13 protein-coding genes and 1 pseudogene are annotated in these 11,979 nt (G+C 60.9%); 5 read left to right on the forward strand and 9 right to left on the reverse strand.

Features of this window, described 5'->3' with window-relative positions; genetic code table 11:
• Nucleotides 1–78 precede the first annotated feature (78 nt).
• From yihG to AC1RP7_RS22885, 3 genes are read right to left on the reverse strand one after another with little or no spacing between them, the layout of a single operon-like run.
• Nucleotides 79–984, reverse strand: a complete 906-nt coding sequence (yihG, locus tag AC1RP7_RS22875; RefSeq protein WP_349733689.1) for a 1-acylglycerol-3-phosphate O-acyltransferase, YihG family — start codon at nt 982–984, stop codon at nt 79–81.
• Nucleotides 985–3,084, reverse strand: a complete 2,100-nt coding sequence (gene pta / locus AC1RP7_RS22880; protein WP_090453103.1) for a phosphate acetyltransferase — start codon at nt 3,082–3,084, stop codon at nt 985–987.
• A gap of 60 nt (nt 3,085–3,144) precedes the next feature.
• The gene (locus AC1RP7_RS22885) at nt 3,145–3,471 is read right to left on the reverse strand and encodes a DUF3565 domain-containing protein (RefSeq protein ID WP_057716672.1); all 327 of its coding nucleotides are present in this window, start codon (nt 3,469–3,471) and stop codon (nt 3,145–3,147) included.
• Between AC1RP7_RS22885 and AC1RP7_RS22890 the strand changes: the two genes are divergently transcribed.
• From AC1RP7_RS22890 to AC1RP7_RS22900, 3 genes are all read left to right on the forward strand, one after another.
• Nucleotides 3,440–3,925, forward strand: a complete 486-nt coding sequence (locus AC1RP7_RS22890; RefSeq protein WP_007942189.1) for an FKBP-type peptidyl-prolyl cis-trans isomerase — start codon at nt 3,440–3,442, stop codon at nt 3,923–3,925. The two genes, AC1RP7_RS22885 and AC1RP7_RS22890, sit on opposite strands and share 32 nt — an antisense overlap.
• Before the next feature lie 122 nt (nt 3,926–4,047).
• On the forward strand, nt 4,048–4,530 hold the full coding sequence (locus AC1RP7_RS22895) for a glutathione peroxidase (protein WP_056728393.1): 483 nt from the start codon (nt 4,048–4,050) through the stop codon (nt 4,528–4,530).
• 190 nt (nt 4,531–4,720) lie between these two features.
• Entirely contained in the window at nt 4,721–5,824 is a 1,104-nt protein-coding gene (locus AC1RP7_RS22900; RefSeq protein ID WP_493182892.1) for an NADH:flavin oxidoreductase, read from the forward strand.
• Between the two features lie 119 nt (nt 5,825–5,943).
• Here AC1RP7_RS22900 and AC1RP7_RS22905 read toward each other — a convergent pair whose 3' ends face one another.
• Both AC1RP7_RS22905 and cysZ read right to left on the reverse strand, forming a co-directional pair.
• The gene (locus tag AC1RP7_RS22905; RefSeq protein WP_154861600.1) at nt 5,944–7,143 is read right to left on the reverse strand and encodes a glycosyltransferase family 4 protein; all 1,200 of its coding nucleotides are present in this window, start codon (nt 7,141–7,143) and stop codon (nt 5,944–5,946) included.
• A 36-nt stretch (nt 7,144–7,179) separates the two neighbouring features.
• Nucleotides 7,180–7,932, reverse strand: coding sequence for a sulfate transporter CysZ (gene cysZ / locus AC1RP7_RS22910; protein ID WP_057716404.1), 753 nt, complete (start codon nt 7,930–7,932; stop codon nt 7,180–7,182).
• Nucleotides 7,933–8,246: 314 nt separating this feature from the next.
• Here cysZ and trxB point away from each other — a divergent pair, with 314 nt between their 5' ends.
• Nucleotides 8,247–9,203: a thioredoxin-disulfide reductase gene (trxB, locus tag AC1RP7_RS22915; protein WP_057716403.1), complete on the forward strand. Its 957-nt coding sequence runs from the start codon at nt 8,247–8,249 to the stop codon at nt 9,201–9,203.
• Nucleotides 9,204–9,290: 87 nt separating this feature from the next.
• Nucleotides 9,291–9,380: pseudogene (locus AC1RP7_RS22920) on the forward strand (outer membrane lipoprotein carrier protein LolA); the annotation flags it as partial.
• A gap of 2 nt (nt 9,381–9,382) precedes the next feature.
• Here AC1RP7_RS22920 and AC1RP7_RS22925 read toward each other — a convergent pair.
• From AC1RP7_RS22925 to folX, 4 genes are all read right to left on the reverse strand, one after another.
• The gene (locus AC1RP7_RS22925; protein ID WP_493182890.1) at nt 9,383–10,633 is read right to left on the reverse strand and encodes a 2-aminoadipate transaminase; all 1,251 of its coding nucleotides are present in this window, start codon (nt 10,631–10,633) and stop codon (nt 9,383–9,385) included.
• Between the two features lie 248 nt (nt 10,634–10,881).
• Entirely contained in the window at nt 10,882–11,220 is a 339-nt protein-coding gene (locus AC1RP7_RS22930) for a HopJ type III effector protein (protein ID WP_102669101.1), read from the reverse strand.
• A complete protein-coding gene (locus AC1RP7_RS22935; RefSeq protein ID WP_046040093.1) occupies nt 11,213–11,509 on the reverse strand; it encodes a DUF1244 domain-containing protein in 297 nt (98 codons plus the stop codon). The genes AC1RP7_RS22930 and AC1RP7_RS22935 overlap by 8 nt, the downstream gene beginning before the upstream one ends.
• A 97-nt stretch (nt 11,510–11,606) precedes the next feature.
• Entirely contained in the window at nt 11,607–11,978 is a 372-nt protein-coding gene (gene folX / locus AC1RP7_RS22940; protein WP_007970304.1) for a dihydroneopterin triphosphate 2'-epimerase, read from the reverse strand.
• Nucleotide 11,979: the final 1 nt, after the last annotated feature.

Raw genomic sequence — 11,979 nt, forward strand, 5'->3', positions numbered from 1 at the left:
TCGCGATAGCGGCGGATCAGTCGACATCAATGTTGAATGTCAGTCCGCAATCGCGAGCAAGCTCGCTCCCACAGGGGATTAGTGTTTGCCTGGGAATTCGTGGTGCATCTGGTCCAGCAACGCATCCTTGTCCTGCCACAACTGATTGATCCAGCCCTGAAACTGCAGGCGGTATTCACCGTCCTGGTCGTAGTTCTTGCCGATGAACTGCGGCGGGATCTTCAGCTCCTCAAAGTGCACCACCACATCCGCAACGTTCCCGCACAGCAAATCCCAGAAACCCGGGCGCCCGGCGGGGTAGTGGATGGTCACGTTGACCAGGGATTCAAGCTGCTCACCCATCGCATCCAGCACAAAGGCAATGCCGCCGGCCTTGGCCTTGAGCAGGTACTTGAAGGGTGACTGCTGTTGCTTGTGCTTGCCCTCGGTGAAGCGCGTGCCTTCGACGAAGTTGAAAATGCCCACCGGGTTGTCGCGGAATTTCGCACAGGTCTTGCGGGTGGTTTCCAGGTCCTTGCCTTTCTTCTCCGGGTGCTTTTCCAGATAGGCCTTGGAGTAACGCTTCATGAACGGAAAGCCCAGCGCCCACCAGGCCAGACCGATCACCGGAACCCAGATCAACTCCTGCTTGAGAAAGAACTTCAGCGGCTGAATGCGCCGGTTTAGCACGTATTGCAGCACCAGGATGTCGACCCAGCTCTGGTGGTTGCTGGTGATCAGGTACGAATGCTGATAGTCGAGGCCTTGCAGGCCGCTGATGTGCCAGCGTGTGCGGCGCACCAGGTTCATCCAGCCTTTGTTGATGCTGATCCAGGCTTCGTGGGTATGGCTCATCAGCCAGCCCGCGAGGCGCTGGGTGAGGGCGAACGGCAATACTTTGACGAGTGCCACGCAGAACAGGAACGAGCAGAGCAGAATCGTGTTCAATGCCAACAGCAGCGAGGCGATCACGCCCCGCAGCGCAGCAGGTAAGAAATCCAGCATTTACACATCCATAGGTCGGTTGGCGGCTTGAATCGCGGTCAGGGCGATGGTGTAGACGATGTCATCGACCTGCGCGCCGCGCGGCAAATCGTTCACCGGTTTGCGCAGGCCTTGCAGCATCGGCCCGAGGCTGACGCAGTCGGCGCTGCGCTGTACGGCCTTGTGCGTGGTATTGCCGGTGTTGAGGTCGGGGAATACGTACACCGTGGCACGACCGGCCACCTGACTGTTCGGCGCCAGTTGCCGGGCCACGCTTTCGTTGGCGGCGGCGTCGTACTGCAAGGGGCCGTCGATCAGCAGCGAGTGCTGTTGTTCGTGGGCGAGCAGGGTTGCCTCGCGGACCTTCTCGACTTCTTCGCCGCTGGCCGACTCGCCGCTGGAGTAGCTGATCATCGCCACCCGTGGCGTGATGCCGAACGCGGCGGCCGAATCAGCGCTTTGCAGGGCGATCTCGGCCAGTTCACTGGCGCTCGGGTGCGGGTTCATCACGCAGTCGCCGTAGACCAGCACCTCTTCCGGAAACAGCATGAAGAACACCGACGACACCAAGGTGCAGCCTGGCGCGGTTTTAATCAGCTGCAGGGCCGGGCGGATGGTGTTGGCGGTGGTGTTGATCACGCCCGATACGAGGCCGTCGACTTCATCCAGGGCCAGCATCATGGTGCCGATCACAACGGTGTCTTCCAGTTGTTGCTCGGCCATTGGCGCATTGAGGCTTTTGCTTTTGCGCAGCGCGACCATCGGCTCGACATAGCGTTCGCGGATCGAGTCCGGATCAATGATTTCCAGGCCCGGTGGCAACTCGATGCCCTGGGCACGGGCGACGGCCTGCACGTCCTCGGGCTTGGCCAGCAACACACAGCGAGCGATGCCACGGGCCTGGCAGATCGCGGCGGCCTGCACGGTCAGCGGCTCGCTGCCTTCGGGCAGTACGATGCGCTTGTTGGCCGCCTGGGCGCGCTGGATCAATTGATAGCGGAAAACCGCTGGCGACAGGCGCATTTCCCGTGGCGTACCGCAGCGCTGGTGCAGCCAGTTGGCATCGAGATGGCCGGCGATGAAATCGGTGATGATTTCGGCGCGCTCGCGGTCATCGATGGGGATTTCCTTGTTCAGGCCATTGAGCAGATTGGCGGTGTCGTAGGAGCCGGTACTCACCGACAGCACCGGCAAACCAGCCTGCAGGGCGCCACGGCACAGGTCCATGATGCGTGGGTCGGGCAGGGTGTCGCTGGTCAGCAGCAGGCCGGCGAGCGGCACGCCGTTCAAGGCCGCGAGGCTGACGGCGAGGATGATGTCGTCGCGGTCGCCGGGGGTCACCACCAGCACGCCGGGCTTGAGCAACTCCACGGTGTTACGCATGGTGCGGGCGCAAATGATGATCTTGGTCATGCGCCGGGTTTCGTAATCACCGGCGTTGAGCACTTGCGCGCCCATCAGGTCGGCGACGTCGCGGGTGCGCGGGGCGTTCAGTTCCGGCTGGAACGGAATGCAGCCGAGCAAGCGGAAATCACCACTGCGCAGCAACGGCGAATGCTCTTTCAGGCGCGTGGCGAAGGCCTCCATGCTTTCTTCGGTCTTGACCTTGTTGAGGATCACACCGAGGACTTTCGGGTCTTTCGGGCCGCCGAACAACTGCGCCTGCAACTCGACGCGACCGGAGAGCTCGGTCAGCACTTCGTTTTCCGGTGCCGAGACCAGGATCACCTCGGCGTCGAGGCTCTTGGCCAGGTGCAGGTTGACCCGCGCGGCATAACTGGCGCTGCGGGTCGGCACCATGCCTTCGACGATCAGCACGTCCTTGCCGATGGCAGCCTGCTGATAAAGGGTGATGATTTCTTCGAGTAACTCATCGAGCTGGCCGTCGCCGAGCATGCGCTCGACATGGGCCAGGCCCAGGGGCTGGGGCGGTTTCAAGCCGTGGGTACGCGCCACCAGTTCGGTGGAACGTTCCGGGCCCGTGTCGCCCGGATGCGGCTGGGCAATCGGTTTGAAAAAACCGACCTTGAGCCCGGCCCGCTCAAGGGTGCGTACCAGCCCGAGGCTGATGGAGGTCAGACCCACACCAAAATCGGTGGGCGCGATAAAAAAAGTTTGCATGCGGATTCTCTGAAGGAGCATGGCAAAGGTGATCATCTATATCTGACGATCTACCGAAATTCAGTCGCCAAGGTTATCGCTAACCGAGCCCTGTGCGCACCAACCGCAAGCAAAGGGCTGGCCTATTTTTTCAAGGCGTTGCACAGGGTCCATGACCCAGGCGCGGGATTGCCAGGGTGGCTGGTGCCGCAGGTGCTGGGTGTGGCCGCAGGAAAGCTCGGCCACCCAGTGTCCGTCCTCGTCCTGATGGAAGCCTGTGATCGTCGAATCCCGTCTGTCCGGGTTGTGTTCGCTTTCGGACGATTGCTTCGCTAAACTTGGCCTTTCAATTTTCCTATGCAAAAGGTCTCGCCCCATGCTGATCGCCGCCAATAAGGCTGTCTCCATCGACTATACCCTGACCAACGACGCTGGTGAGGTCATCGACAGCTCCGCCGGCGGCGCGCCGCTGGTCTACCTGCAAGGTGCAGGCAACATCATCCCGGGCCTGGAAAAGGCTCTGGAAGGCAAGGCTGTCGGCGACGAGCTGACCGTAGCCGTTGAACCGGAAGACGCTTACGGCGAATACGCCGCCGAACTGGTCAGCACCCTGAGCCGCAGCATGTTCGAAGGCGTCGACGAGCTGGAAGTGGGCATGCAGTTCCACGCTTCCGCTCCGGACGGCCAGATGCAGATCGTGACCATCCGTGATCTGGACGGCGACGACGTCACCGTTGACGGCAACCACCCGTTGGCCGGTCAGCGCCTGAATTTCCAGGTCAAGATCGTTGCCATCCGTGACGCCAGCCAGGAAGAAATCGCTCATGGTCACGTCCATGGCGAAGGTGGCCATCACCACTGATTTCTGCGCTAAGCTCAGATAACTGGAGAGGCGCCTTGTGGGCGCCTTTTTAGTCTGCGGCCGTCCCTGATGACACCGCCAAGTGGCTGTTTCGAGAAGAACACGGGAATCTGGAGTACGCCATGAGTGCTTTTCACGACCTTAAATTGACAGCCCTGGATGGACAGGAGCTACCTCTGGCGCCTTTCAAAGGCCAAGTCGTACTGGTGGTCAACGTCGCCTCCAAATGCGGCCTGACCCCGCAGTACGCGGCGCTGGAAAATCTCTATCAGCAATTCAAGGCCAAGGGCTTCAGCGTCCTGGGCTTGCCGTGCAACCAGTTTGCCGGGCAGGAACCGGGGACCGAGCAGGAAATCAAGGATTTCTGCAGCCTCAACTATGGCGTGACCTTTCCGTTGTCCAGCAAGCTGGAAGTCAACGGGCATGAGCGTCATCAGTTGTATCGCCTGCTGGCGGGAGAGGGCGCGGAGTTTCCCGGCGACATCACCTGGAACTTCGAGAAGTTCCTGCTGGGCAAGGACGGGCGTGTGCTGGCACGGTTCTCGCCACGCACGGCGCCGGATGATCCGACCATCGTTCACGCGATTGAAAAAGCGCTGAGCTGATATCCCCCCTATAGGAGCGAGCTCGCTCGCGATGGTTGTAGGAACACCGCGGGGCATCAGACCGCCAGCGTTATCGTTGACCACCATCGCGAGCAAGCTCGCTCCTACATCACCCAAATCAATAGTGCTGTTCAGTACGTGCGAACCTCCATATTATCGCCGTCATAAAGTCATTTCTGTGGAGCGTCCCATGCCCGTCAAAGCCCTGTTCAAACCGTTCCACCTCGGCACCCTCGAACTGCCGACCCGCGTCGTCATGGCGCCGATGACCCGCTCCTTTTCCCCAGGTGGCGTGCCTAATTCCAAAGTGATCGAATACTACCGTCGCCGCGCCGCAGCCGGCGTCGGCCTGATCATCACCGAAGGCACCACCGTCGGTCACAAGGCTTCCAACGGCTACCCGAACGTTCCGCATTTCTATGGCGAAGCAGCCCTGGCCGGCTGGAAGAATGTCGTCGACGCCGTTCACGCCGAAGGCGGCAAGATCGTTCCGCAGTTGTGGCATGTGGGCAGCGTGCGCCGGATCGGCACCGAGCCGGACGCCAGCGTGCCGGGTTATGGCCCGTCGGAAAAATTGAAGGAAGGCCAGGTCGTGGTTCACGGCATGACCAAACAGGATATCCAGGACGTGATCGCCGCGTTCGCCCAGGCCGCCAAGGATGCCCAGAGCATCGGCATGGACGGCGTGGAAATCCACGGTGCCCACGGTTACCTGATCGACCAGTTCTTCTGGGAAGGCAGCAACCAACGTACCGACGAATACGGCGGCAGCCTGGCCAACCGTTCGCGCTTCGCCATTGAGTTGATTCAGGCCGTGCGTGCCGCGGTCGGTGAAGGTTTCCCGATCATATTCCGTTTCTCCCAGTGGAAGCAGCAGGACTACACCGCACGTCTGGTGCAAACCCCTGAAGCCTTGGGCGAGTTCCTCAAGCCGTTGGCCGACGCAGGCGTGGACATTTTCCACTGTTCGACCCGCCGCTTCTGGGAGCCGGAGTTCGACGGTTCCGAGCTGAACCTGGCTGGCTGGACCCGCCAACTCACCGGCAAGCCGACCATCACCGTGGGCAGCGTCGGCCTGGACGGCGAGTTCCTGCAGTTCATGGTCAACACCGACAAGGTCGCGCAGCCTGCCAGCCTGGAAAAACTGCTGGAGCGCCTGAACAACGACGAGTTCGACCTGGTGGCGGTCGGTCGTGCGTTGCTGGTGGACCCGGACTGGGCGCAGAAAGTGCGTGACGGCCGTGAGGAAGACATTCTGCCGTTCAGTCGTGAGGCGTTGATGACGCTGGTTTAAGCGGCGACCGGGAAGGCCTCATCGCGAGCAAGCTCGCTCCCACAGGGGATTTGTGTACGACACAGAACCAATGTAGGAGCGGGCTTGCTCGCGAAGACTGACTAAAGAGCACTGCAAAATCAGGGAACAGTCGGCGCATTCGGCACCACCATCTCCCCGGCACAGGCCCCGCGCAACTGTCCCTCGAACTGCTCGATAATCGTCGCCCAACCCTGGCGACTGGCATGCTGGCGCGCATTGAGCCTGACATTGCGCAAGGCTTCCCTTTCCTCCAGCAGCCATGCCGCTGCATCGCAGAACGCTTCTTCATCCCCCGGCATCGCCAATACGCCGTTGTAGCCATGACGAATATGCTGGGCGGCCGCCGCCTGGTCGTAGGCCACCACGCCGAGCCCGGAGGCAAGTGCTTCAAGCACCACATTGCCAAAGGTTTCGGTCAGACTGGGAAACAGAAACACGTCGCCCGACGCGTAATGACACGCCAGGGCTTCACCCCGTTGGGTGCCGCAGAAAATCGCCTCGGGCATTTCGTTTTCCAGTTCCTGGCGCTGCGGGCCATCGCCGACCACGATCAGTTTCAGCGTGCGCTGGGGATAACTCGCCTTGAGGGTATTGAAGGTGCGCTTGAGCAGGCCAAGGTTCTTTTCCGGGGCCAGGCGTCCGACATGAATGACGGCGATGTCTGCTTCGGCCAACCCCCATTGCTCGCGCAGGGCATTCAAGCGTTTGGCCGGGTGAAACAATTCGCTGTCGACCCCACGGGACAGCAACGCCAGGCGCTCGAAATGCCGCCGCTCGAGTTCCATGCGTTGGCTGACGCTGGGCACCAGGGTCATGGTCGAGCGGTTGTGGAACCAGCGCAGGTAGTGAGTCAGCAGGCGCGTGAGCAAACCAAGCCCGTACTGGTTGGAGTACTGCTGGAAATTGGTGTGGAAACCGCTGACCACGGAAATTCCCAGTCGCCGTGCCGCACGCAACGCAGAGAGCCCCAGCGGGCCCTCGGTGGCGATGTAGAGCACATCCGGGCGGTGACGCGTCCAGCGCCGCAGCAGCTTGTGCATCGACGACTGACCCCATTGCAGGCCGGGATAGCCCGGCAGTGGCCAGCCGCGGCACAGCAGCAATTCATCGTCGCTGCCCAGTTGCTGGTCGCAGCCCTGACGCGGCCGCACCAGTTCCACTTGATGCCCGCGCGCGCGCAAACCGTCGCACAAGCGACCAAGGGTATTGGCCACGCCGTTGATTTCCGGTGGGAAGGTTTCGGTGATCAGGGTGATATGCAGAGCTGTCGTCATGACCCCAGTGTCGGCTGGGGCCATGTCGTCAGTGTGACGTCGGGATGATGGATTTGTGACTTAGCGCTGGGTCACCAGGTTTTCTGCCCCGCGCTCACGCACCCAGAACAGCGTCGCCCCGGCCACGGCAGCCGGCATCATCAGGATGTTCACCACAGGGATCAGCAGCACCAGGTACACGCTGCCGCCGAAGCTCATGCTCTGCCAGCGCTTCTCGCGCAGCCAGGCGAGCATCTCGTTCCAGCCCAGCTTGTGGTTGTCCGCCGGGTAGTCGATGTACTGGATCGCCATCATCCACACCCCGAACAACAGCCACAGCGGCGCGGCGATGATGTTCACCACCGGGATGAACGAGAGGATGAACAACCCGATCGCCCGGGGCAGAAAATAGCCGAGCTTGCGCATTTCCCGGGCCAGGGTACGCGGAATCATGGCAATCAACTCACCCCAACTGAAGGCCGGGAAGTCGTCGGTGCCGCGCACCACCACTTCGACTTTCTCCGCGAGGAAGCCGTTGAACGGCGCGGCAATGACGTTGGCGAGCATGGTGAAGGTGAAGAACACCATCAACACCACCAGCACCACGAACAATGGCCAGAGGATGTAGCTGAGAAAACTCAGCCAGTCGGGCAGCGATGGCATCAAGGTGTCGACCCACAGGCTGAATTGATGGCTGGCCAGGTAGATCAATCCGACGAACAGCACCAGGTTGATTGCCAATGGCAACAGCACAAACAAACGCAGGCTGGGGCTCAACACCAGCTTGAGGCCTTCGCGCAGGTATTGCGGGCCGGACAGAACAGGGGCGGGCATAAGGTGCTCCGAGCAGAGGGAAAACGCGCCGACCTTACCGGCTTTGCTTCACAGGCGAAAGCGCGGTGGCGGTATCGACATTCACTGTAACAAAGACGTCGATATCGTCGGTCAGATGCCATAGAGACCACCTATGAGCTGGATTGTTAAACCGTATTTCCTTAATCTTCGCCCCCTCGATACGCTGCACCCAATCTTTTTACAGGACGGTCGGGTCAAGCCTTCCCCAAGTGCTTTCAACCGTTCTTTTTTATTCCAGCCGGCAATCCGGCGTTCCGTGCCAGGTAATCCGGGCCGGTCAACAGGAGCAGGTCATGTCTGAAGTCCGTCATTCGCGAGTGATTATTCTCGGTTCCGGCCCTGCCGGTTACAGCGCCGCGGTCTATGCCGCCCGTGCCAACCTCAAGCCACTGCTGATCACCGGCATGCAGGCCGGCGGTCAACTGACCACCACCACCGAAGTCGACAACTGGCCGGGCGACGTCCACGGCCTGACCGGCCCGGCGCTGATGGAGCGGATGCGTGAGCACGCCGAGCGCTTTGAAACCGAGATCGTTTTCGATCACATCAATGCCGTCGACTTCGCCGCCAAGCCATACACCCTGACCGGCGACAGCGCGACTTACACCTGTGACGCCCTGATCATCGCCACCGGCGCCAGCGCTCGTTACCTGGGCCTGCCATCGGAAGAAACCTTCATGGGCAAAGGCGTTTCCGCCTGCGCAACCTGCGACGGTTTCTTCTATCGCAACAAGCCGGTGGCCGTGGTCGGCGGCGGCAACACCGCTGTTGAGGAAGCCCTGTACCTGGCCAACATCGCCAGCAAAGTCACCCTGATCCACCGTCGTGAAACCTTCCGCGCCGAGAAGATCCTGATCGACAAGCTGAACGCCCGTGTCGCCGAAGGCAAGATCGAGCTGAAGCTGAACGCGACCCTGGATGAAGTGCTGGGCGACAACATGGGCGTGACCGGTGCCCGCCTGAAGAACAACGACGGCAGCTTCGACGAAGTGAAAGTCGACGGCGTGTTCATTGCCATCGGCCATACCCCGAACACTTCGCTGTTCGAAGGCCAGTTGACCCTGAAAGACGGCTACCTGGTTGTGCAGGGCGGCCGTGACGGCAACGCCACTGCCACCAGCCTCGAAGGTATCTTCGCCGCTGGTGACGTGGCTGACCACGTGTACCGTCAGGCCATCACCTCGGCTGGCGCAGGTTGCATGGCGGCACTGGATGCCGAGCGTTACCTGGATAATCTGCAGAACGCTTGATTCTGTAGAAACGAAAAACCGGCTTCGGCCGGTTTTTTTGTGCCTTCGGAAAATACACATGTCCCTGTAGGAGCGAGCGTGCTCGCGATGGTCGTCAACGATAACGCTGGGAGCCTGACACCCCGCAGGGCCCTCAGGTTCTTCGCGAGCATGCTCGCTCCTACAGTGGGTGCTGTGGATCAGGCCAATTTCTTCAGACACGCCTCAAGGATATCCAGTCCTTCCTCCAGCACCGCAGCCTCGATGGTCAGCGGTGCCAGCAAGCGAATGATGTGCCGCGACTTGCCGCTCGGCATCAGCAGTAAACCAGCGTCGCGCGCCAGTGCCAGCAGTTGGGTCAATTGTGTCGGTGCGGGCGAGCCATCGGCGTTGATCAACTCGATACCACGCATGGCGCCGACGCCGGTCAGGCGTCCCAGGTACGGCGTCAGGTTGTTCGCGCGCCAGGTTGCATGGCGACCGACAATCGCTTCTTCCTGTTGGGTGCCCCAGGCATGCAGGTTGGCATCGGTCATTTCGTCCAGGGTTGCCAGTGCCGCTGCACAGGCGATGGGATTGCCGGAGTAAGTGCCACCGAGTCCGCCCTTGGGCAAATTGTCGAGCAGTGACTTGCGCCCGACCACCGCACCCAGCGGCACGCCGCCGGCGATGCTTTTGCCGAGCAGAATCAGATCGGGCTCGATGCCCAGCCGCGAGAAGGCGAAACGCTCCCCGGTACGGCCGAAACCGGACTGGATTTCATCGGCGATCAGCACAATGCCCTTGTCGTCGCAGAACTTGCGCAGCGCCTGGGCGAACTCGACGTCCATGGCCAGGAAACCCGCTTCACCCTGCACCGGTTCGACGATAAAGCAGGCGACGTCTTCGACATCGATCTCGACGCTGAACAGGCGCTCCATGGCCTTGAGGGCCTCGGCACAGGTGACGCCGTTGTCCCGGCTGGGGAAGGGCAAGTGAAACACCGGCCCCGGCAACACGCCGACTTTTTGTTTGTACGGCGCGACTTTGCCATTGAGGTTGAGGGTGGCCAGTGTGCGGCCGTGGAAAGCGCCGTCGAAGGCGATGACCGCGCTGCGGCCGGTGGCGCCACGGACGATCTTCAGGGCGTTTTCCGCCGCTTCCGCGCCGCTGTTGGTGAGCATGCCGCTGACCGGGTAAGCCACAGGCATGAATGCGCTGAGGCAATCCATCAGTTCGAGGTAAGGCTCATGGGGTGCAGCGTTGAACGCGTAGTGGGTCAGACGGGTGGCTTGTTCGCGAATGGCTTCGACGATGCGCGGATGGCAATGGCCGAGGTTCAACACGCCGATGCCGCCGACAAAGTCGATGTAGCGTTTGCCATCGGTGTCCCAGACCTCGGCATTCTTGCCATGGCTGAGCGTGACAGGGTGAACGATGTTGATCGACTGGCTGATGGTTTCGCTGCGCATGAATGACCGGCTCGGAAGAAGGAGGACTTCTTTTTATCTAAGCCGTGAGCGGTGGTACGGGGCAAACGAAATAAAGTTGCCGGGTCAATCTTAAAAGTCGGGTTGTGCTTGTGATCAATTGCGCGCCATGAACGCAAAACCTGTAGGAGCGAGCTTGCTCGCGATGGTGGTGAACGATGACGCTGGGAGCCTGACACCCCGTGGCGTTCTTCAGTCCATCGCGAGCGGGCTCGCTCCTACAAATCAAATCAGCGGCGTGTCAGCGGCTGTTGAGCGAACTTCACACCGGCCAGACCATGGGCGATCAGCGCGCGGATGTTGCCGTGGTCGCTGCCTTCCGGCGTTGCCAGCACCGAGCGGTAATGCTCGCCGAAAGCCAGCAGGGCTTCTTCATCGCTCAAGCCTTCGAGCAGCGCCAGGCCCAGGGTCTTGCACGAGCCTTCGTTCTGCCCGGCCGCGTTTTCCACACCACCGTTGTTGAAGGCCTGAGGCTGGTAGTCGTATCCGGCGGCAATGAACGCAAGGGTGTCGGCGAAGGCGTGTTCGCCGGTCTTGAGGCTGGCGCGCAGGGTGTTCAAATCACTCATTGGGTTTTCCTTTGGCGAACGCCGCTTGCTGGTCGGCGCTGGCTTCTTGCTGATATTGGGCTTTCCATTCGGCGTACGGCATGCCGTAAACCACTTCGCGGGCTTCGTCGAGGCTGACCTCGATCTGGCGGTCGTCGGCCGCGGCCTTGTACCACTTGGACAGGCAGTTGCGGCAAAAGCCCGAGAGGTTCATCAGGTCGATGTTCTGCACATCCTTGCGGCTGTCCAGGTGGGCCACCAGCCGACGAAAGGCGGCGGCTTCGAGTTCCAGGCGTTGTTGATCGGTCATGGCGGTCTCTGCGAGACAGCTTCAAGCGGCGCGCTTGAAGCTGCAAGTTGGATTGCGATGGCTTGAAGTCTACCGCTTGCAGCTTGAAGCTTGAAGCTCAGCGGCTTGCCGCGAGTGTTATCGACACCGACTCGGCGAATCGCAGCGCGTGGGGCTTGTCGACCTCGACCTCGGCGTACAGCACCGATGCGTTGGCCATCACCAGGTCGAGAATTTCCTGGGTCAGGCGTTCGAGCAGCGCAAAGCGGTTGCCTTCCACATGGGCGATGATTGCCTTGGTAATGGTCCGGTAGTTCAACGCGTGATCGATGTCGTTGTCCCGTACCGCTTCCTGGGCTGCGTACAGAATGGTGAGGTTGATCAGCACATCCTGCTTGTTGAGGATTTCATCCTCGTTGATGCCGATGAAGGTACGCAGGCACAGGTCTTTGACCCGGATGCGTGCCATGCCTGGCTGAAGTTGTGGCATT

Source organism: Pseudomonas sp. GW822-FHT01E03 (assembly GCF_058802985.1).

Bases quoted from the DNA above. Each gene is read 5' to 3' on its own strand.
- yihG (WP_349733689.1), bottom strand. From the start codon at position 984: ATGCTGGATTTCTTACCTGCTGCGCTGCGGGGCGTGATCGCCTCGCTG.
- pta (WP_090453103.1), bottom strand. From the start codon at position 3,084: ATGCAAACTTTTTTTATCGCGCCCACCGATTTTGGTGTGGGTCTGACC.
- AC1RP7_RS22890 (WP_007942189.1), top strand. From the start codon at position 3,440: ATGCTGATCGCCGCCAATAAGGCTGTCTCCATCGACTATACCCTGACC.
- AC1RP7_RS22885 (WP_057716672.1), bottom strand. From the start codon at position 3,471: ATGGAGACAGCCTTATTGGCGGCGATCAGCATGGGGCGAGACCTTTTG.
- AC1RP7_RS22895 (WP_056728393.1), top strand. From the start codon at position 4,048: ATGAGTGCTTTTCACGACCTTAAATTGACAGCCCTGGATGGACAGGAG.
- AC1RP7_RS22900 (WP_493182892.1), top strand. From the start codon at position 4,721: ATGCCCGTCAAAGCCCTGTTCAAACCGTTCCACCTCGGCACCCTCGAA.
- AC1RP7_RS22905 (WP_154861600.1), bottom strand. From the start codon at position 7,143: ATGGCCCCAGCCGACACTGGGGTCATGACGACAGCTCTGCATATCACC.
- cysZ (WP_057716404.1), bottom strand. From the start codon at position 7,932: ATGCCCGCCCCTGTTCTGTCCGGCCCGCAATACCTGCGCGAAGGCCTC.
- trxB (WP_057716403.1), top strand. From the start codon at position 8,247: ATGTCTGAAGTCCGTCATTCGCGAGTGATTATTCTCGGTTCCGGCCCT.
- AC1RP7_RS22925 (WP_493182890.1), bottom strand. From the start codon at position 10,633: ATGCGCAGCGAAACCATCAGCCAGTCGATCAACATCGTTCACCCTGTC.
- AC1RP7_RS22930 (WP_102669101.1), bottom strand. From the start codon at position 11,220: ATGAGTGATTTGAACACCCTGCGCGCCAGCCTCAAGACCGGCGAACAC.
- AC1RP7_RS22935 (WP_046040093.1), bottom strand. From the start codon at position 11,509: ATGACCGATCAACAACGCCTGGAACTCGAAGCCGCCGCCTTTCGTCGG.
- folX (WP_007970304.1), bottom strand. From the start codon at position 11,978: ATGCCACAACTTCAGCCAGGCATGGCACGCATCCGGGTCAAAGACCTG.